Raw genomic sequence first — 20,476 nt, forward strand, 5'->3', positions numbered from 1 at the left:
CGGCCAGGACCACCGAAGGAGTGCCTCGCCGAACGGTCCGCCGGGGCCGCCGGACGCCATGGCCGCCGCTGCCGACCGGCGCTAGCCTTCCGGGGGTGATGCGCGGACGCACAGCGTGGTGTGCCCGCTTTCGATCCGTCACCCCTGCGAAGGTGGAACACGTGAAGGCTATCCGTCGATTCACCGTGCGCCCCGTCCTGCCGGGACCCTTGCTGCCGCTCTCCGACCTCGCGCGCAACCTGCGCTGGTCGTGGCACGTGGAAACCCGCGAACTCTTCCAGTCCGTCGATCCCGAGGGATGGCAGGCCGCCGGAGGCGACCCCGTCCGGCTGCTCGGATCCGTGTCCGCCACCCGCCTCGAAGAACTGGCCGCGGATCGGAGGTTCCTGCGGCGCCTCGCCGCCGCGGCCGCCGATCTCGACGACTATCTGAACGGGGAGAGGTGGTACCAGGCGCGGGCCCGGCACGCCCCCGTCCCCCTGCCCGCCTCCTTGGCCTATTTCTCACCCGAGTTCGGCATCACCGCCGCCCTGCCCCAGTACTCCGGAGGCCTGGGGATCCTGGCCGGCGACCACCTCAAGGCCGCCAGCGACCTCGGCGTCCCGCTGATCGGCGTCGGACTGCTGTACCGGCACGGCTACTTCCGCCAGTCCCTGTCCCGGGACGGCTGGCAGCAGGAGCACTACCCGGTCCTCGACCCCAACGAGCTGCCCGTCTCCCTGCTGCGCGCCGAGGACGGCAGCGCGGCCCGCGTCACCCTGACGCTGCCCGGCGGCCGCTCGCTGCACGCCCACGTCTGGCAGGCGCGCGTCGGTCGGGTCCCGCTGCTACTGCTCGACTCCGACGTCGAGGACAACGACGCCGGAGCGCGCGAGGTGACCGACCGGCTCTACGGCGGCGGCAGCGACCACCGCCTGCTCCAGGAGATGCTGCTGGGCATCGGCGGGGTGCGCGCCGTGCGGACGTACTGCGCCCTGACCGGTCACCCCGCGCCCGAGGTCTTCCACACCAACGAGGGACACGCCGGGTTCCTCGGACTGGAGCGCATGAGGGAACTCGCGGGCGAGCACGGCCTCGACTTCGACGCCGCCGTCGAAGCCGTCCGGGCCGGCACCCTGTTCACCACCCACACCCCCGTCCCCGCCGGCATCGACCGGTTCGAGCGCGGGCTGGTGGCCCGGCACTTCGGCGACGGCGCGGAACTGCCCGGCCTGCCCGTCGAGCGGATCCTGGAACTGGGCGCCGAGACCTACCCCGGCGGCGACCCGGCCGTCTTCAACATGGCGGTCATGGGCCTGCGGCTGGCCCAGCGGGCCAACGGGGTCTCCACCCTGCACGGAGCCGTCTCCCGCGAGATGTTCGCGGGCCTGTGGCCCGGCTTCGACCCCGCCGACATCCCCATCACCTCCGTCACCAACGGGGTGCACGCCCCGACCTGGGTGGCCCCGGAGGTCATGCGGCTCGGCGCCCGCCAGATCGGCGCCGGGCGCACCGAGGACGCCCTGTCGGTGGGCGGGTCCCAGCGCTGGGACGCCGTCTCCGAGATCCCCGACCAGGACATCTGGGACCTGCGCCGGGCCCTGCGCGAGCAGCTCGTGACGGAGGTGCGGGACCGGCTGCGCGCCTCCTGGCGCCAGCGCGGCGCGGGCGCGGCGGAGCTGGGCTGGGTGGACTCCGTCCTCGACCCGGACGTGCTGACCATCGGCTTCGCCCGCCGCGTCCCCTCGTACAAGCGGCTCACGCTGATGCTGCGCGACCCCGAGCGGCTGCGGCGGCTGCTGCTGGACCCCGAGCGGCCCGTCCAGATCGTGGTCGCGGGCAAGGCCCACCCGGCCGACGACGGGGGCAAGCGGCTGGTCCAGGAGCTGGTGCGGTTCGCCGACGACCCGGCCGTACGGCACCGGATCGTGTTCCTGCCGGACTACGGCATGGCCATGGCGCAGAAGCTCTACCCCGGCTGCGACGTCTGGCTGAACAACCCGCTCCGGCCGCTGGAGGCCTGCGGCACCAGCGGGATGAAGGCCGCCCTCAACGGCTGCCTGAACCTCTCCGTGCTGGACGGCTGGTGGGACGAGTGGTTCGAGCCGGACTTCGGCTGGGCCATCCCGACCGCCGACGGCGACGCCACGGACGAGGAGCGGCGCGACGACCTGGAGGCCGCGGCCCTGTACGAGCTGCTGGAGCAGCACGTGACCCCGCGGTTCTACGACCGCTCCGGGCGCGGCGCGCTGCCCGTGCGCTGGATCGAGATGGTCCGGCGGACCCTGGTCTCGCTGGGGCCCAAGGTGCTGGCGGGCCGCATGGTGCGCGAGTACGTGGAGCGGCTCTACGCGCCCGCCGCCGCCGCGCACCGCGCCCTGGACCCGGCGGCCGCCCGGGAACTGGCCGCCTGGAAGGCCCGGGTCCGCTCGTGCTGGCCGGGCGTGCGGGTCGACCACGTCGAGGCCCTGGCCGCCACCCCGGTCAACGGCACGGCCGAGCTCGGCGCCACCTTGACCCTGCGGGTGCAGGTCTCGCTGGACGGGCTGACGCCCGACGACATCGAGGTGCAGGCCGTCGCGGGGACGGTGGACGCCGAGGACGTCATCCGCGACGCCCGAGGCTTCCCGCTCAAGCCCGCCGCCGGGCCGGACCTGGAGGGGCGCCGGCTGTACGAGGGCCCGCTCGCCCTGGACCGCACGGGCCCCTTCGGCTACACCGTCCGCATCCTGCCCTCCCACCCGCTGCTGGCCAGCCCCGCCGAACTGGGTCTGATGGCCACCCCGCCGGTCACGGGCGCCGGCGCCGAACCGGGCGTCCTGCTCCGCTGACCCCCCTTGCGTCCCCGGCCGCGTACGGACCACCGGCCGGGGACGACCGGGTGAACCTGGCCGCGACGAGATGCGCTGAAAGGTTTCTGCGGCGGGGGGCGCTCCTACGCTCCGTCGGGGATGCCAACCGGACCGGCATCACGACGTGGAAGAACGGACACCCTCATGCGTCTTCGCACCACCGCGGCCGCCTTCGCCGGGGCCCTCGCTCTCGTCCTGCCCACCGCCGCCCAGGCCCTGGCCGACGACGGCGGATTCAGCTACACGTTCGTCGACAAGAACGGCAAGGAGCAGCCCGCGCAGCTGCGGGACGTCCCGAGCGACACCTGCATGCAGCTCCAGCACACCTCCGCCGAGGGCCCGGCGCTGTCGGTGGCCAACCACACCGACGCCGTCGCGCTGCTCTTCGACAACGCCCAGTGCCAGGGCGAGCCCCGCGCGGTCGCCGGGCCGGGCGAGCGCCACACCGACGTGAACGCCGTCGCGGTGGTCTTCGAGGCGGCGCAGAAGGCCGACGCGGAGTCCGGCCCGGCCAAGCAGGAGTCCCAGGAGTCGCAGGAGTCCCAGGCTCCCGCCGCCGACGAGGCCGCCGACGAGGCCGCCGTGGAGGAGCCGGCCGACGTGGTCGACGAGGCGGACGACGAGCTGGACGACGAGGACTTCTTCGCGACCGTCTTCCGCGCCCTCGACTGACGCACCGGCCGCCGGCACGCCGGCCGGCGCGGACATGGAACAGGGCCGCCCGGGGAGGGTCTCTCCCCGGGCGGCCCCGCGTCGTGCTGCTAGAAGGTGAGCTTCCAGCTGTTGATGTAGCCGGTGTCGGCCGCGTACACGTCCTTCACCCGCAGCTTCCAGACACCGTTCGCGACCTCGGAGGAGGCGTTGACGGTGTAGCTGGCCACCACGTTGTCGGCGGAGTCCGACCCGGAGGAGTTCTTCAGCCGGTAGGCCGTGCCGTCGGGCGCGACGAGGTCGATCTGGAGGTCACCGCGGTAGGTGTGGACGATGTTGACGTCCACCTTCAGGGTGCTCGGCGCGTTGCCGGAACGGGTCACCGTGATCGGGGACTCGACCTGGCCGCTGTCCGGGATCTGGTAGTCGGCCGTGTTCTCGAAGACGTTCGGCTGCGTGGTGCCGACGGTCCAGGTGAACGACGCCGTCCCGGTCTGGTTGGCCGCGTCGCGGACGGTCACGGTCACGTTGTACGTGCCCGCGGTGCTCGCGGTGCCGCTGATCAGACCCGTGGAGGAGTTGATCGACAGCCCCGTGGGCAGGCCGGTGGCCGAGTAGCTCAGGGCACCGGGGTTGGTGCTGCTGGCCTGGATCTGCAGGTTCACGGCGCTGCCGGTGACCGTGTTCTGGTTGCCGGGGTTGGTGACCGACACGCCCTGGACCACGCGGGAGCCGACGTTGATCGCCGCCCAGGCGTTGGCGGCGTTGTTGTACGTCGCCGAACCGGCGCCGTACAGGTCGGCCGCGGCCTGGAGGGTCGCCGTACGGGCGGCCGCGTAGTTGGTGTTGGACTTGAAGTAGCCGACCGTCAGGGCGCGGAACCAGATCTTCGCGGCGGCCTCGCGGCCGATGGCCGTGACCGGCAGGCCGTCGGAGGTCGGCGAGTCGTAGCTCACGCCGTTGATGACCTTGGCGCCGGAGCCCTCGGACGCCAGGTAGAACCAGTGGTTGGCCGGGCCCGAGGAGTAGTGGACGTCGATGCCGCCGAGGCCGGAGTACCAGGCGTCCTTGGAGGAGCCGTCCTTGCTCGGCTTGTCCATGTAGCGCAGCGGGGTGCCGTTGCCGCGGATGTCGATCTTCTCGCCGACCAGGTAGTCGCCGACGTCCTGCGGGTTGTTGGCGTAGAACTCGACGGCCGCCGCCATGATGTCGGAGGTCGCCTCGTTCAGACCGCCCGGCTCACCGCTGTAGGTCATGTTGCCGGTGACCGAGGTCAGACCGTGGGTCATCTCGTGGGCGGCGACGTCGATCGAGGTGAGCGGCTTGTTGTTGCCGTCGCCGTCACCGTAGGTCATGCAGAAGCAGGAGTCGTCCCAGAACGCGTTGACGTAGGCGTTGCCGTAGTGGACCCGGGAGTACGGGGCCACGCCGTCGTTGCGCAGGCCGTTGCGGCCGTGCACGTTCTTGAAGTAGTGCCACGTCACCTGGGCGCCGTAGTGCGCGTCGGCGCCGGCGGTCTCCACGTTGGAGGGGCTGCCGTTGCCCCAGACGTCGTCCGGGCCGCTGAAGAGCGTGCCGGTGCCGGAGGAGCCGCGGTTGAGGTTGTACGTCTTGTGGCTGCCGCGGGAGGCGTCCGTCAGGTTCCAGGTGCTGCCCGACTGCGTGCTCCCGATGGTCACCTGGCCGCTGTACTGCGTGTTGCCGGTGCCCGTCTGCACGGACTGCCACTGGGTGATCTTCGCGCCGGTCCGGGCGTCGGTGATCACGTGCAGCCGGCTCGGCGTGCCGTCGTCCTGGAGGCCGCCGACGACGGTCTCGTAGGCCAGGACCGGGGCGCCCTCCGCGGCCCAGATCACCTTGCGGGCGCCCTGCTGGGCCTTGGACTCCTTCGAGCCCTCCGCGTTGGCGGCGCCGACCGCCTGGCTCTCGGCCGCGGCCGGGGCGACGGAGGCCTCGGTGGTGGCCACCTTGATGTCGGCGTTGGTCGCCTTGGTCACGCTGCGGGTGACGCCGTCCTTGGCGTGCACGGTGAGGTCGCCACCGAGGACGGGCAGGCCGGCGTAGGTCCGCTCGTACGTGGTGTGGGTGGTGCCGTCGGCGTCCTTGACGACATCGCGGACGACCAGCTTCTCCTGGTCGCCGAGCCCGAGCGCCCGAGCCGCCTGCGCGGTCGTGCCGGTGGCCTCGGCGAGGAGCGTCGCACGCTCCGAGGCGCTGAGCTTGTACGGGGCGGCGCCCGGGTTCGACCGGGCGGAAGTGGCGGCCTGCGACGCGGTGGCGTCGGCCGAGGCGGTGCCGCCCTGGATGCCTACGGCGAGCAGTGCGGCCGCGGCGACGAGAGCTCCGGCCGCGGTGACGCGCCGCTGGGGGGTGGGACTCAACGCAGACTCCTTCTGCAGGGGGGTTCCGGTCGGCTGGGTAGGCCGCCGGGCAGAACAGGCGCTGTGCGAAGTGCGGATCGAACAGTGCCAGCTTCGGCGCACGATGTCAGGGTCGCGTCAAATGATTGGCCGGAATTGGTTCGTTGTCCGATCAGACGCGTCCGCTATACGAACCCTTCACCTTCGTGTGGCAGGGGCGTACGGGCCGTGCGGGGCGGCATGCGGAACGCCTGGTACCGGCAGCTAACGCTTGGGCAACATGAGGCTTCGTTCCGGCGAACGGCACTAACCGTACGGGTGTTTGTCGTACTGTTTCCCGGTGCGTCAGAAGCCCGTCGCCAGGGGAAGCGTCGGGCGGACGCCGATGTCATCTGACCAGGTGCCAGGGGGGCTCATGAGGCATGTCCGTTTTCCTGCGCAAAGAGTGGCCGGAGCGGCTGTTGACGGGACCGGGTCGCTGTGCCGGCTCGGCGACAAGGCCCGCTGGTACCTGCCGGCCGCTGTGATCGCGGACCTCGTCGGCGCCGCCGTCCCGGTCGCCCTCGTCTTCGAGGCCGCCCAGCAGGCGCGACCCGGCTCCTGCGCCCTCGCCGCGGCCCTCGCCTGGGTGGGCGTGCAGGCGGTGCGCCACCGCTACGACCGGCGCGCGCTCGGGGAGTCCCGAGGTGCCCTGCCGGTGCTGCACGACTGGCTGATTCTGATCGGTGTCCTGGCCGTCGCCCGCGCCGCCACGGGCGAGAGCACGCCCCGGCTGGCCGCGCTCGGCGCGCTGCTGCCCGCCCTGCTGATCACCCTGGCCGTACGGAAGCTGACCTACCGGCACCTGTCCGCCGCCCGCCGCGAGGCCCAGGCCGTCAGCCGGGTGCTGGTGATCGGCGAACCGGCCGCCGCCGAGGACGTCATCGCGCACCTGGCCGCCCGGACCGACCACCCCTACGTCGTCGTGGGCGTCGTCCCGGTCGGCCCCGGCTCCCTCGACAGCGGGGTGCCGGTCGCGGCGCGGCTCGACGCCGACGGGCCCGGGGCGCCCCTGGGGGACTCGGCCGCCGTGCTCGCCGCGGTCCGCAACCACCGTGCCGACCTGGTGCTCGTGGCCCCGGGCGCCCGGTTCGGGGGCGAGCGGCTGCGCCGGCTGTCCTGGGCCCTGCACGACGCGGGGGTGGAACTGGCCGTCTTCCCCGGACTGGTCGAGGTCTCGGTCAAGCGCCTGGAGACCCTCTCCGCCGGCGGCCTGGCCGTGCTGCGCGTGGCGCCGCCCGTGCGCCGGGGCGCGCAGCCGGTGCTCAAGGCAGCGCTGGACCGGACCGGGGCCGCCGTCGGCCTGGTCCTGCTCGCTCCGGTGTTCCTGGTGCTGGCCGCCGCGATCCGGCTGGGCTCGCCGGGGCCCGCCTTCTACCGCCAGCGCCGGATCGGCCGCGACGGCGTGCCGTTCGTGATGTGGAAGTTCCGCACGATGGTGGTGGACGCCGACCGCAAGCGGGCCGAGCTCGCCGGGGCCAACGAGCACGACGGGCTGATGTTCAAGATGCGCCGCGACCCGCGCATCACCCGGGTCGGCCGGCTGCTGCGCCGCACCTCGCTGGACGAGCTGCCGCAGCTGTTCAACGTCCTGGTCGGCGACATGTCCCTGGTCGGCCCGCGCCCGCCGCTGCCGGAGGAGGTGGCGCAGTACGACGAGCTCGCCCTGCGCCGGCTGACCGTACGGCCCGGGATGACCGGGCTGTGGCAGATCAGCGGACGCTCGGACCTGTCCTGGGACGAAACGATTCAGCTCGATCTGAGCTATGTCGACAACTGGTCCTTCACCAGCGACGTCGACGTGGTGGCCCGTACGTTCCGCGCCGTCGTGGACGGGCGCGGAGCGTACTGAGCCGCCGGTCGCGTACGTGAGAACAGCCGCCGGACCGGTCCCCGCAGCTGCCCCCGGAGCGGCCCGGGGGCCGGGACCGGCCCCCCGGTCAGCCCCGGGCGGCGTCCTGGTCGAGCCACCAGCGGTAGGTGGCCGCGATGCCGTCGCGCAGCGGGACCGCCGGCTTCCAGCCCAGCGACGTCAGCCGGGACACGTCCAGCAGCTTGCGCGGGGTGCCGTCCGGCTTGCCGGTGTCCCAGGCCAGGCGGCCGCGGAAGCCGGTCACCTCGGCGACGGTCTCGGCCAGTTCGCGGATGGTCAGGTCCTCGCCGCAGCCGATGTTGACCGGCTCGTCGCCGTCGTAGCCGGCGAGCAGCACCGCGCAGGCCGCCGCCAGGTCGTCCACGTGCAGGAACTCCCGGCGCGGAGTGCCGCTGCCCCACAGCGTCACCTCCTCGCGGCCCTCGACGGCGGCCTCGTGGAAGCGGCGGATCAGCGCCGGCAGGACGTGCGAGGTCTCCAGGTCGAAGTTGTCGCCCGGCCCGTAGAGATTGGTCGGCATCGCCGAGATGTACGACGCCCCGTACTGCTTGCGGTACGACTGCACCTGGACGATGCCGGCGATCTTCGCGAGGGCGTACGCCTCGTTGGTCGGCTCCAGCGGGCCCGTCAGCAGCGCGTCCTCGGTGATCGGCTGGGGCGCGTGCTTGGGGTAGATGCAGGACGAGCCGAGGAACAGCAGCCGCGCCACGCCCGCGGCGTGCGCGCCGGCGACGACACTGAGCTGGATCTTGAGGTTGTCCTCCAGGAACTGCACCGGGTAGGTGCTGTTCGCCATGATCCCGCCCACCTTGGCGGCGGCGAGCACCACCGCGTCGGGCCGGACGTCCTTCAGGTACGCCTCGGTCGCGGCGGCGTCGCGCAGGTCGAGCTCCGCGCGGCCCCGGGTCAGGACCTCGTGCCCGTCGGCGGCGAGCCGTCGCACGACCGCGGACCCGACGAGGCCACGGTGACCCGCCACGAAGATCCGGGCGTGCGGGGGCAGGAGCGGCAGGGGATTCGTCATACCGGCGATGATGCCAAACCGCCGCCGCGGGCACGCACCCCGCAACGGACGTCCGTACGGACACACGTACGATGCGGGGACCTTCCGCTCGGGCCGGCGGGCCCGGCACGGGGACCGGGGCCCAGGCCCGGGCCCCGGCAGACCACCGAACGCAACGAACCCCCGGGGGGAACCGCATGAGCAAGACCGCACTGATCACGGGAGTCACCGGCCAGGACGGCTCCTACCTCGCCGAGCTGCTGCTGTCCAAGGGCTACACCGTGCACGGCCTCGTGCGGCGTTCCTCCAGCTTCAACACCGAGCGCATCGACCACATCTACCAGGACCCCCACACCGTCGGCCGGTCCTTCGTCCTGCACCACGCCGACCTCTCCGACGGCGTCGCGCTGGTGAACCTGCTGCGCGACATACAGCCCGACGAGGTCTACAACCTCGGTGCCCAGTCGCACGTGCGCGTCTCCTTCGACGCGCCCCTCTACACCGGCGACGTGACCGGCCTCGGCGCGCTGCGGCTGCTCGAAGCCATCAAGGCCAGCGGGGTGCAGACGCGGATCTACCAGGCCTCGTCCTCCGAGATGTTCGGCTCGACCCCGCCGCCGCAGAACGAGCTGACGCCGTTCCACCCGCGCAGCCCCTACGGCGCGGCCAAGGTCTTCGCCTACTGGGCCACGGTGAACTACCGCGAGGCGTACGACATGTTCGCGGTGAACGGCATCCTCTTCAACCACGAGTCCCCGCGCCGCGGCGAGACCTTCGTGACCCGCAAGATCACCCGCGCCGTCGCCCGGATCAAGGCGGGCCTGCAGGACAAGCTCTACCTCGGCAACCTCGACGCGGTGCGCGACTGGGGCTACGCCCCCGAGTACGTCGACGCCATGTGGCGGATGCTCCAGCAGGACGAGCCCACCGACTACGTGGTCGCGACCGGGGTGGCCGCCACCGTCCGCGAGTTCGTCGAGGCCTCCTTCGGGCACGCCGGGCTCGACTGGGAGCAGTACGTCGCCCACGACCCCAAGTACGAGCGCCCCAGCGAGGTGGACGCCCTCATCGGTGACGCGAGCAAGGCGCAGGAGCTGCTTGGCTGGAAGCCGACGGTCCTGGTGGACGAATTGGCCCGGATCATGACCGACGCCGACATCCGTCAGGTTGCGGACCAGCTCTCCGGAGCCACGGTGCGCATCGACCGCTAGGCCGTATATTTTTCCCAACGGTTTGCCGTGTCCAGGTCAGCCCATCCGGTCCTGACCGGCACGAACCGCGCCATCACACGTGGCTGTTCGGATAGTTCCAGCCATTCGAACCGGGCTATGCCCTGGGGGGCTCATGCGTAGATCCAGAGGGCTGACTGCTGCCCTCGTCCTGTCGCTGGCCGGTGCCGGCGCCGGCCTCGGCGTCGTGTTGACGCCGCAGGCGTCCGCCGTCACACCGCCGGTGGCGTTCACCGCCGACACGCTGCCGACCTGGCAGCCCGACGGGATCGTCTGGGCGCTGGCCCAGGCGAACGGCACCGTCTTCGCCGGCGGCACCTTCTCCAAGGTCCGCCCCCCGGAGGGCGGCAGCGGCGCCGAGCAGGACGCCGTCAACTTCGTCGCGCTGGACGCCGCGACGGGCGCCCCCACGAACTGCGCGCTGTCCTTCACCATCGGCGAGGGCACCGCGACGGTCCGCGCCCTGGTCGTCTCCAAGGACGGCAAGACCCTCTACGCCGGCGGCTACTTCGGCGCCGTGAACGGCACCCCGGTCAGCAGCGTCGCCGCGATCGACATCGCCAGCTGCACCCCGAAGGCCGCCTTCCACCCCGGCTTCCCGGCCACCGTCCGCGGTCTCGCCGTCAGCGACGACACGCTCTACGCCGCCGGTGACTTCAACGCCGTCGACGGCCAGACCCGCGAGCGGTTCGCCGCCGTCGACGCCACCACCGGTGCCGTCAAGCCGTTCGTCGCCCACGCCGACGAGCCCGGCCGTGCCGTCGAGCTCACCCCGGACGGCAAGAACGTCCTGCTGGGCGGCGACTTCTTCACCGTCAACGGCAAGAACACCCACGCCCTCGCGGTCGTGGACGCCACCACCGGCGCGGTCGCCAAGACCTACACCAACATCCCGTCGAACTCGGTGGTCAAGGACATCGCCACCGACGCGACCGGCTTCTACACCGCCAACGAGGGCTCGGGCGGCGGCGTCTTCGACGGCCGCATCGGCCTGAACCTCACCGACTTCAGCGAGAAGTGGCGCGACCGCTGCCTGGGCGCGACCCAGTCCGTGCTGCCGTACGACGGGGTGCTCTACAGCTCCTCGCACGCCCACGACTGCTCCACCGAGCTCGAGTTCCCCGACGGCAAGCGCCACCACCTGCTGGCCCAGCCCACCGACCACAAGGGCGTCGCCCCCGCGCCCGTGGACGGCTTCGTGCGCGGCCCGCGCAAGCTCGGCTGGTTCCCCGACACCAACGACGGCCTCGGCGAGGGCATCGGCCCGCGCGTGATGGAGGTCGCGCCGAAGGACGGCACCGCGTACATGTGGGTCGGCGGTGAGTTCACCACCGTCAACGGCGCCCCGCAGCAGGCCCTGACCCGCTTCGCCTCCACCGGCGACGTCGGCGCCCCGACCACCCCGTCCGCCAGCGCCGCCGCCGTCAAGCCCGGCGAGGTCCAGGTCCGCTGGCGCACCAGCTTCGACCTCGACGACAGCAGGCTGACGTACCGGATCTACCGCAACGGCGCGGCCACCCCGGTGGCCACCGTCGAGGCGGAGTCCCTGGAGTGGGAGCGCCCGCAGGCCTCCTGGACCGACACCACCGTCAAGGCCGGCCAGTCCTACAGCTACCGGGTGACCGCGACCGACGCGGCGGGCAACACCAGCGCCCTGTCCGCGGCCGCGTCGGTGACCGTGCCGACGTCCGTGGTCCCGTACCCGAACCAGGTCCGTGCCGACGGCGCCCAGCTGTACTGGCGCTACGACGACACCAGCAGCCCGTACGTCGCCGACTCCTCGGCCGGCAACACCAGCGGTGTCCAGGTGGGCGCCCCGGCCCTGCGCCAGGCGCCCGGCGCGGTCACCGGCACCAGCACGGCCATGGGCTTCAACGGCACCAGCCAGCAGGTGCACAGCGACCGCCGGCAGACGGTCGGCAGCAGCTACACGCTGGAGACCTGGTTCAAGACGGGCACCTCGCGCGGCGGCAAGCTGATCGGCTTCGGTGACAACACCACCCGCAACAGCGTCTCGTACGACAAGCAGATCTACATGACCAACACCGGCCGCCTCGCCTTCGGCGTGTACAGCGGCGGCTACAAGGTCGTCACCACCGGTCTGTTCGACACGTACAACGACAACAAGTGGCACCACGTGGTCGCCACCCAGGGCCCCGCCGGCATGGCGCTCTACGTCGACGGCCAGAACAAGGGCACCCTGAACGTCACCACCTCCGCGGCCTACGCCGGCTACTGGCACGTCGGCGGCGACAACCTCGCCAACTGGCCGAACCGCCCGACGAGCAACTTCTTCGCCGGCCAGCTCGACGAGACGGCCGTCTACCCGACGGCGCTGACCCAGGCCCAGGTGCAGAACCACTTCGCCCTGGCCAAGGCTCCCGTCGACACGGTCACCGAGGTCAACGCGACCGAGGACACCTACGTCAACCAGGGCGCCCCGTCCACCGCCTACGGCACCTCGACCTCGCTGGCGGTGCGCGGCACCTCGGCGTACGAGACGTACCTGCGCTTCGCCCTGCCGGCGGCCCCCGCCGGCCAGGTCCTGAAGTCCGCCTCGCTGCAGGTCAAGACCAGCACGCAGGCCGGCGCCGGCACCGTCGACACGGTCTCCGTGGTCCCGGTCACCGGCACGTGGAGCGGTGCGGGCACGACCTTCGCGACCAAGCCGACCCTGGGCACGACCCCGCTCGGTTCGCTCGCGGGCGTCCCGGACGGCTCGGCGGTCCACAACGTCGACCTGGACACCGCCACGGTCGCCGCGGCGCTGGGCACCAGCTACAGCGTGGCGCTGACCAGCACGGGTTCCGACCCGCTGTGGCTGTGGTCCTCCGAGGCCTCGGCGGCGGAGGGCACTCCGCAGCTGGTCCTCACGTTCGGCCCGAAGTAACCCCCGGGAGTGCCGGGCGGAACCCCCGCCCGGCACTCCTCGTCCTCTTCCGTAGCCCTGGCCCTACCCAGACCCGTACCCGTGGGAGCCCTGTGATGTACCGACGCCCGGCAGCGGCCGCCGTCCTGCTGACCGCCGCCCTGGCGCTGACCGCGTGCGGCGGCTCGGGCGGGGGCGCGTCCGGGACGGGCGGGACGGACGGGACGGCGAAGGCCGGGCCGCCGGCGGCGTCGGCGGCCCCGGACCCGGCGGACACCACGCCCGCGCCCACCACGGGCCCGGACGCCAGGCCGACCGGCCCCGTGCTGCCCGACGCCAGGCTCACCCCGCGGACGGGCACCTTCAAGGACAACGAGAAGAAGTACCTCAGCGGGCGGGTGCCCGAGCGGATGGACCCGGCCGCGGTCCTGCAGACCGGCCAGGAGACCTGCCAGCGGATCGAACGCACGGCCAAGCGGGACCCGGACGCGGCGACCGCGGCCATCGTCTCCGGCGAGGTCAAGGGCGCCAAGGACGCGATCACCTACCTGTGCCCCGAGCAGAAGCACCTGCTGGCGGTGGCCGAGAAGGGCTTCGGCGACGGGGTCCGCACGGCGCCCGCCGCGGGCACGTACCGGGCGCTGACCCAGAGCACCACGTGCACCTGGCAGGCCCGCGGCAAGGACGGCGCGGTCCTGGCCTCCGGCCCGCAGACCCCGCCGCAGCAGGGCACGAGGATCACCGCCACCGTCCCCTCGGGCACGGCGGAATTCGAGTCGACGGGCTGCTACGCCTGGATCCCGGCCTAGGCCCGCACGACAGGGCGGCCCAGGCCGTGTCTCAGAACTCGCGTTGCGAGAGGCGTCGCGGCGGACGATCTCGTAGCCGCCTTCGTCCAGGACGGCCACCGAGGCGAACCGGACGGGGTCGTCCTCGTCGGGCTGGACGACCACGAAGGTGTTGTCGGAGTCGTTGAGGTCGCTGATCATCATGAACAGCGCGTCCTGCTGGAACCCTGGTGCAACAGGCGGCGCACCACCGCACTGCAACGCACCTGCGTTGCGGCAATGGCGGCACCCGGAAAGATGAGCTCGATCCAATCGAAGCCACTTGGTTCGAACGAATCGGACGGACCGTAGCGCTCTCGCCCAGCACTCCGTGGGCGTCAGATGACCGGTGGGCGGCCCAGTCGGGTCATCCGCCATACCGTCCGCCACCGCATGGGCCGCCTGGGCGGGCACGGCTTCCGGACCCCTTCGAAGAAGCCGGCCCACCAGGCTGCCAGGCCGGCCAGCGGGGGCCGCTGCGCGAGCGTGTACGCGGCCCAGGTCGCGAGGTAGATCGGGACCAGGACGGCGGGCAGGTGCCGTTTGGCCAGCCAGACCCGGTTCCGGCCGGTGTTCCGGTAGTACACCGCGTGCCGGGACGCTTCGGTGCGCGGGTGCTGGAGCACCATGTCGGCCCGGTAGTCGATGTCCCAGCCGGCGTCGAGGGCCCGCCAGGCGAAGTCCGTTTCCTCGTGGGCGTAGAAGAACTGGGTGGGGAAGTCGCCTACCTGGTCGATGACGCTCATGCGGATGGCGTGGCCGCCGCCGAGGAACGTCGTCACCGGCCCGGACGTCAGCGGGTTCTTGCTGCCCAGGCGGGGGACGTGTCTGCGCTGGCTCTCTCCGGCTTCGTCGGCGATGCGGAAGCCTGCGATCCCCAGGCGCGGCCTGGCGGCGAACGCTTGCCGGATCAGTTGGAACGTGTCGGTACGGGGCAGCAGGCCGTCGTCGTCGAGGACCACGACGATGTCTACGCCGCCCTGCTCGCGCAGCCACTGCACGCCCGCGTTTCGGCCGCCGGGAATGCCCAGGTTCTCCGGGAGCTCGACACCGTCCACGCCGTCCGGCAGCGGTGGGAGCTTGACGCCTTGTCCGAGGACCACGACGGTTGCCGGATCGCCTTCCTGAGCGGCCACCGAGGCCAGCAGGGCTTCCAGTTCGGTGGGCCGGTCGCCCATGGTCAGGACCACAACCCCGATCTTCGGCATTGCCCTGTGCGTTCCCTTCACGTGTGGTTGCTGAGTAGTTCGGTGGCGCGCTGGTTCAGGTTCGCCGCCCTGGTCACCCCGCGTTTTCGGTATCGGGCCGCCGCCGCTTGGATCTCCCGTACCGCCTGCCGGTTGCGGTCGGAGACCACGCCGCCCATGAAGTCCAGGGATCGGGCCCACAGGCCCACGGCCTCTTCGTGTCGGTGCTGCCCCGCCACTGCCTTCCCCAGGTTGGCCAGGGTCAGCCCGTGCTTGAGCTGGTACGTGCCGGGGGCGCGGCCGGCCAGGGACCGGCGGTAGTGCCGCTCGGCCGCCGCGTGATCCTTCATCGCGGTGAGCGTCTTGCCCATGTGCGAGGCGACGGTGGCCGCCACCGGGCCCGAGGCGGCGGCGTAGGCGGGGACAGGTTCCCGCGTGTCCGTCACGGCGTCCTCCGCGGCCAGCAGCGCACGCGCTGCCCTGGCTCGCTGACCCCCGGCTCCGTACGCCCTGGCGCACGTCACCAGCAGCAGGGCTTCGGTCTGGCGATCGACCTTCCCCGACGCCCGGTGCAGGGCGGCTTCGGCCAGCTCAGGGCACGAGCGGGGGTGGCCCAGGTCCAGAGCCTGATGCGTCAGGGCCCGCATCATCCACGCGGCATGGCCGTTCGGGTCGGCCTCGCAGGCGAGCTGGTAGCCCAGCAGGTAGTACCGCTGGGCGGCGCCCTCCCGGCCGAGGTCGTGGTGTTTCCATCCGACCAGGCAGGCCAGCTGGGCCGCCGCCCCGAAGGCGTCGGAGCGGACCGCGGCGGAGGGGAACCTGGCTGTCAGCATCGGTGCGACGGTGTCGGTCAGGTAGGCGGTGACGGTGGTCAGGCCGTGGCCACCGCCCATCCGCTCGTCCGCGCTGCGGAAGGTCTCGGTGAGCTGCCGGACCGTGGCCACCTCGGCGGGGCCGACGCTGCCGCCTGCCTCGGCGGCCCGGAGCGTGGCGGCGACCGCTTCGTGGTCGTAGGCCAACGGCAGGCCGACGGCGGAGGCGGTGAACGCGGCGCCGAGGAAGTCGCGGCGACGTTGCATGACGGATCTCCCGAGGTCGGCGACGGCGGCCAGCGGATCGGCTTCCAGGACCCCACCGGTGACTGCGGAGCCTAGACCGATCTCGGCGACGGTCACCCGCCGCTTCGTCCTTCTCGTCAGGGCCTCGGCGATGTAGAACGGCGTCTGGCCGGAGGGCGTACCGCCGGCGACCCAGTAGGCGACGGCCGACGGGCCGGTACTCAGCCGCTGGCCGGCCTCAGCTGCCACAGAGCGAATCTCCCTGGCCAGCGCGTAGTACGTGGCCCCGGACTCGGCGATCACGTCGGCCAACGCGCTGTTCGGTTTCCGGTCCGCTGCCAACGTCGGGCCCCCTTGTAAACGATCTTGAACGGGTTGAACGGGTTGCCTCTTCGCCCACCGTACTCACTTTCCGTACAGCAGAGTTCACTGTTCATCACGCCGCCCGGGGCTGCACCACCGCTCCTTCTGGTGGAGCCCACCCCTGCCCCGGGCGGTGCCTGCCGGGGCGGGGAGGCGGTGCCGAGCCGGACCGGTCGCAACCTCCCCGACCTCTTCTCCACCTCCCGCCGAGTCCGAGGAGACCACCGTGACGCTGACCGACGCCGACCTGTCCGCCGCCCTCGTCGGCTCCACCGTGGTGGTCACCGGGGGAGGAGGGCTGGTCGGATCCCGCATCACCGCCCGCCTTCGCGCGGCCGGGGCCCGGGTGATCGCCGTGGGCAAGCTCGACGCCTATCCAGCCACCGTCCATGCCGACCTGTTCGGCGTCCGTCCCACCGACCGCGACACCATCGTGGGCGACATCGCCGACACGACCCTGATGGACCACGTCGTGCGGGAAGCCGACTACGTGATCCATGCCGCCGCCGTGGCCGACGTGGCGGCCTGCACCCGCAACCCCATGGTCGCGATCCAGACCAACGTCACCGGTACCCAGGTCCTCCTGGACGCGGTCCGCCGCTGCAACGCCCGCGTCCGCCGGTTCGTGTTCGTCTCCTCCGCGGCCGTCTACGGCAACGGCGACCCCAAACGCCACGACGCGCAGGCCTGGAACGAGGAACAGCCGCTGGCCCCGCTGTCGGTGTACGCGAACACCAAGGCGTGGGGTGAGGCGCAGACCGCGCTCGTCCTGGGCAAGGCCAACGTCTCTCACACCTCGGTCCGCTACTTCTCCGTCTACGGCGAACCGCAGACCGTGAAGCAGGGCTCGCACTCCTGGGTGGTCGCCTGGATGGCGATGCGCGCGAAGCTCGGCCTTCCCCTGCACCTGAACGGCGGCGGCCGGCAGGTCCGCGACTTCGTACATGTCGAAGACGTCGCCGAGGCCACCGTCCGCGCCCTGCTCGCCCCCAGCGCCGACCGGCAGACCCTCAACATCGGCACCGGCCAGGCCACGTCCATCGCCGACGTGGCCCAGCTCATCCGCAACCACTACCCCGACGCCGAGTTCCAGGACCGGCCGCTTCCCGAGGGCGACCCGCTCGGCGGGACGGCCGACACGGCCCGCATGACCGCCGCCCTGGAGTGGGAACCCCGGATCCCGGTGGCCGAGGGTGTCGCCCGCTACGTCGCCTGGCTCGACAACACCCCCGCCGCCCTGCCCGACTTCCTGCGCCGTGAGGCCGCCGAATCCGCCTGAACCGCCCGCCCCGACGATGACGCCCAGGAGCAAGCCAGGTGCCCGAGTCCATCCGTGTCGGTGACTACGTCCACGCCCCCGCAACGTCCGGCCTGGAGGCCACCGGCTACGCCGAGCTCGGCGATTTCGAGCTGTCCGACTTCCTCACCCGCTGGGAGGCCCTCCATGACGACGCCCTGCAGGTCGTACCCGAGAGGATCCACCCCACTGCGCAGATCCACCCCACCGCGATCATCGGCGAGGACGTCATCATCGGGCCCGGGGTCCGCGTCCACGAGTTCTCGACCGTCCGCAAGCGCTCGGTCCTCGCCGCCGGCGTCTCCGTCGGCTTCGGGTGCGAGGTCACCCACTCCTTCGTCGGGGAGAACACCGTTCTCGGCCACCAGGTCGGCATCGGCCACTCCATCGTCGGCACCGACGCCCACCTGTCCGCGAACCTCGTCATCGCGGCGATCAGCCTGTGGAACTACGACATGCGCGTACCCGTCAAGGAGATCGTCCTTCACACCCCTGGTGACGAACGGCCCTACCGGTGCACGACCTCCCAGTTCGGGGGTCTCATCGGGGACCACGTCCAGACCGGCAGCATGATCACCCTCGGCCCCGGCATCGCTGTGGGCCGGCACTCGACCATCGCGGCAAGCGTCTGCATGGGCAGCAGCATCGTCCCCGCCTGCAGCGTCGTGCGATCTTCCTCACCCGAGGTAGTCATCGAACCCCGCCGCATCTGACCGCTGTCGCCGCTCCGGCAGCCGGCGGCCCACCCCGCCCACACCGAGGGCCCGCCGCCCGGCCCGGGGCGTGCGGGCCGCGCGACGGAGCCGCCGACACCGGGAAAGACGATCACGTCGGTGCGGGGGGCTTCGAGGTCGTCCACGGCGAAGCCGGGGGCGCTGGAGCGGCGCAGGGGCGGAGTGCTGGCTGGGAGTGCGTTGCGAGACCGGGTCGGACCTCCGGCCCCGTCTCGCAGCTGCGGCGCAGGGAACAGTTTGACCGGCTGGACGACGGCGCTGATCAACTTCCGCCGGCCCAACGACGGCCGCCCCGTCACCGCGACCGGCAACAGCGGCTCCAGCCCAGCCCACTGATCGTCAGAAAGATCCCCCTCGCCCCACACCGCGATCATCGCGATGCGGGACGAGGAACAGAGCCGACTTTCAAAACACGGCCTAGCGGTCCGTCACGCTCCAGTAGACCTCGAGGAGCGCGTCGACCACCGCGTCCATCGAGTACGCCTCGGCCGCCAGCTTGCGCGCGGCCGCCGACGCGGCCCGGTTGGCGTCCTCGTCCAGCAGCTCCAGCACCGCCTCGGCCACGCCCTCCGGGCCCGGCTCCACGACCCGCCCGGCGCCGGCCGCCTCGATGTCGCGGGCCAGGCCGTTGGAGCGGGTGACGACCACCGGTACGCCCACGGCCAGCGCCTCCAGCACCGACATCGGGAACGGCTCGTCCACCGACGGCAGGACGTACACGTGCGCCCGGCGCAGCTCGGCCAGCACCTGGGCACTGCTCAGCGGTCCGGGGACGGTGAGCCGGTCGGCGAGCCGGAGGGTGTCCACCGCGTGCGTGACCGCCCCGGCCTCGCCCTCGTCCGGTCCGGCCAGCACGTACCGCGCCTGCGGGACCCGCTCGCGCACCAGGGAGGCGGCCCGTACGAAGTCCACCGGGCGCTTGCGGGCCTGCAGGCGGGCCGAGTACAGGATGCGCGGCGGGCCCTCCAGCGGCGGTCGTTCCTCCTGCGCCGGGGTGCCGTTGACGAGCCGGACCGCGCGGGCGAGCGGCTCGCCGCCCACCACGGCCTCCAGCCCGGCCCTCTCGTGCGGGGTCAGGTGCAGCACCGCGTCCGCGCCCCGCAGCAGCCGGCGGACCGCCACCGCGTCCAGCAGCTTGGCCAGCGCCTTGTCGCTCGGGTCGACCATGCCGTGGGTCTGGAGCACCAGCGGCGTGCCGGCGCGCAGCGCGGCCAGCGCGACCGGCAGCGTCACCAGGTCCCGGGCCAGGTGGACGTGGACCAGATCGGCCCCGCGCACCAGCCGCCCGGCGGTGGCCAGCAGCGCCGGCGAGGTGATCCCGCTGAAGCCCAGCGGGAGCAGCCGCCGGGCCCGGAAGAGCCGGGCGGGCACTCCTTCGACGTCCGTGGGCCAGGGGTCCCCGAAGCCCTCGCCGAGGGCCACCAGCGACGCCTCGTGGCCGCGGGCCCGCAGGCCCTTGGCCAGGTTCAGCGCGACCCGCACCGGCCCGCCGAAGGCGTGGCTGGGGGAGTGCAGGGTGACCGCGTGCAGGATTCTCACTTCGGTTCCTCCACGGGCCGGCGGGTGCCGTCGGCGGTCTGCAGGGTGAGCGCGGGCAGGTCCCGGTGGACGACCGCGCCGGCGCCGACCACGGCGTGGCGGCCCACGGTCACCCCGGGCAGCACGGTCGACCGGACGGCCACCCAGGCGCCGTCCTCGACGCTGATCGGGGCGTTGCGGTAGCGGAAGTCGGCGGCCCGGTGGTCGTGCGAGCCGGTGCAGAGCAGCGCCTCCTGCGACACGCACACGTGGGAGCCGATGGTCACCGGCTCCAGGTTCAGCAGCCAGGCGCCCTCGCCGATCCACGTGTGGTCGCCGATCGTGAGCTTCCACGGCCACAGCACGCGCACCCGGTGCCGGATCAGGACCCCTTCGCCGATCCGCGCGCCGAAGGCCCGCAGCAGGGCCACCCGCAGCCGGGCCGGGCAGAACCAGGCCATGAACAGCAGATTCATGACGGCGAACCACAGCGCCTGCGTCAGCACCCCGCGGCCCTTGTCGTAACCGGCCAGCGTGAAGGCCGGAAGATCACGCACCGAGAAACCCCCTCGTCCCGACCCCCGCCGGCGGCGCCTCCCCCGGCGCCGTCCGCCCAGACTAGACTGCGCGCGGACGA

The 20,476-nt window shown here is 72.4% G+C and carries 14 protein-coding genes and 1 pseudogene; 8 read left to right on the top strand and 7 right to left on the bottom strand.

Annotated features, from left to right (window positions below):
- Positions 1–161: 161 nt before the first annotated feature.
- Together glgP and LG632_RS00540 are read left to right on the top strand one after the other, a co-directional pair.
- The gene (gene glgP, locus LG632_RS00535; RefSeq protein WP_226724281.1) at positions 162–2,810 is read left to right on the top strand and encodes an alpha-glucan family phosphorylase; all 2,649 of its coding nucleotides are present in this window, start codon (positions 162–164) and stop codon (positions 2,808–2,810) included.
- Positions 2,811–2,975: 165 nt separating this feature from the next.
- Positions 2,976–3,503 carry a hypothetical protein gene (locus LG632_RS00540; RefSeq protein ID WP_226724282.1) on the top strand — a complete coding sequence of 176 codons (528 nt, stop codon included), beginning with the start codon at positions 2,976–2,978 and terminating at the stop codon, positions 3,501–3,503.
- 89 nt (positions 3,504–3,592) lie between these two features.
- On the opposite strand, the gene LG632_RS00545 is transcribed toward LG632_RS00540, so the two are convergent.
- Positions 3,593–5,863, bottom strand: coding sequence for a M4 family metallopeptidase (locus tag LG632_RS00545; RefSeq protein WP_226724283.1), 2,271 nt, complete (start codon positions 5,861–5,863; stop codon positions 3,593–3,595).
- Positions 5,864–6,257: 394 nt separating this feature from the next.
- Between LG632_RS00545 and LG632_RS00550 the strand changes: the two genes are divergently transcribed.
- Positions 6,258–7,733: a sugar transferase gene (locus LG632_RS00550; protein WP_226724284.1), complete on the top strand. Its 1,476-nt coding sequence runs from the start codon at positions 6,258–6,260 to the stop codon at positions 7,731–7,733.
- A gap of 88 nt (positions 7,734–7,821) precedes the next feature.
- On the opposite strand, the gene LG632_RS00555 is transcribed toward LG632_RS00550, so the two are convergent.
- The gene (locus LG632_RS00555) at positions 7,822–8,778 is read right to left on the bottom strand and encodes a GDP-L-fucose synthase family protein (protein WP_226724285.1); all 957 of its coding nucleotides are present in this window, start codon (positions 8,776–8,778) and stop codon (positions 7,822–7,824) included.
- Between the two features lie 176 nt (positions 8,779–8,954).
- Between LG632_RS00555 and gmd the strand changes: the two genes are divergently transcribed.
- From gmd to LG632_RS00570, 3 genes are all read left to right on the top strand, one after another.
- Complete coding sequence (gmd, locus tag LG632_RS00560) at positions 8,955–9,968, top strand: GDP-mannose 4,6-dehydratase (RefSeq protein WP_226724286.1); 1,014 nt, start codon at positions 8,955–8,957, stop codon at positions 9,966–9,968.
- 133 nt (positions 9,969–10,101) lie between these two features.
- Positions 10,102–12,876 carry a CBM96 family carbohydrate-binding protein gene (locus tag LG632_RS00565; protein ID WP_226724287.1) on the top strand — a complete coding sequence of 925 codons (2,775 nt, stop codon included), beginning with the start codon at positions 10,102–10,104 and terminating at the stop codon, positions 12,874–12,876.
- Between the two features lie 95 nt (positions 12,877–12,971).
- A complete protein-coding gene (locus LG632_RS00570) occupies positions 12,972–13,664 on the top strand; it encodes a hypothetical protein (protein WP_226724288.1) in 693 nt (230 codons plus the stop codon).
- Positions 13,665–13,691: 27 nt separating this feature from the next.
- On the opposite strand, the pseudogene LG632_RS00575 reads toward LG632_RS00570, so the two are convergent.
- The 3 genes and pseudogenes from LG632_RS00575 to LG632_RS00585 all read right to left on the bottom strand — a co-directional run.
- Positions 13,692–13,904: pseudogene (locus LG632_RS00575) on the bottom strand (hypothetical protein); the annotation flags it as partial.
- 116 nt (positions 13,905–14,020) lie between these two features.
- Positions 14,021–14,890, bottom strand: a complete 870-nt coding sequence (locus tag LG632_RS00580) for a glycosyltransferase family 2 protein (protein WP_226724289.1) — start codon at positions 14,888–14,890, stop codon at positions 14,021–14,023.
- A gap of 17 nt (positions 14,891–14,907) precedes the next feature.
- On the bottom strand, positions 14,908–16,269 hold the full coding sequence (locus LG632_RS00585; protein ID WP_226724290.1) for an NsdA family TPR-like regulatory protein: 1,362 nt from the start codon (positions 16,267–16,269) through the stop codon (positions 14,908–14,910).
- A gap of 247 nt (positions 16,270–16,516) precedes the next feature.
- On the opposite strand from LG632_RS00585, the gene LG632_RS00590 reads away from it, so the two are divergent.
- Both LG632_RS00590 and LG632_RS00595 read left to right on the top strand, forming a co-directional pair.
- Positions 16,517–17,569 (top strand): NAD-dependent epimerase/dehydratase family protein, encoded by a 1,053-nt coding sequence (locus tag LG632_RS00590; RefSeq protein ID WP_226724291.1) that lies wholly within the window; start codon positions 16,517–16,519, stop codon positions 17,567–17,569.
- Between the two features lie 38 nt (positions 17,570–17,607).
- Complete coding sequence (locus tag LG632_RS00595) at positions 17,608–18,300, top strand: LbetaH domain-containing protein (protein WP_226724292.1); 693 nt, start codon at positions 17,608–17,610, stop codon at positions 18,298–18,300.
- Between the two features lie 438 nt (positions 18,301–18,738).
- Here LG632_RS00595 and LG632_RS00600 read toward each other — a convergent pair whose 3' ends face one another.
- Both LG632_RS00600 and LG632_RS00605 read right to left on the bottom strand, forming a co-directional pair.
- The gene (locus tag LG632_RS00600; RefSeq protein WP_226724293.1) at positions 18,739–19,860 is read right to left on the bottom strand and encodes a glycosyltransferase; all 1,122 of its coding nucleotides are present in this window, start codon (positions 19,858–19,860) and stop codon (positions 18,739–18,741) included.
- On the bottom strand, positions 19,857–20,396 hold the full coding sequence (locus tag LG632_RS00605) for a WcaF family extracellular polysaccharide biosynthesis acetyltransferase (protein ID WP_226724294.1): 540 nt from the start codon (positions 20,394–20,396) through the stop codon (positions 19,857–19,859). The genes LG632_RS00600 and LG632_RS00605 overlap by 4 nt, the downstream gene beginning before the upstream one ends.
- Positions 20,397–20,476 lie beyond the last annotated feature (80 nt).

Origin of the sequence: Streptomyces antimicrobicus, from assembly GCF_020532625.1 — a bacterium.
In the GTDB taxonomy this organism is placed as follows: Bacteria; Actinomycetota; Actinomycetes; order Streptomycetales; family Streptomycetaceae; genus Streptomyces; species Streptomyces antimicrobicus.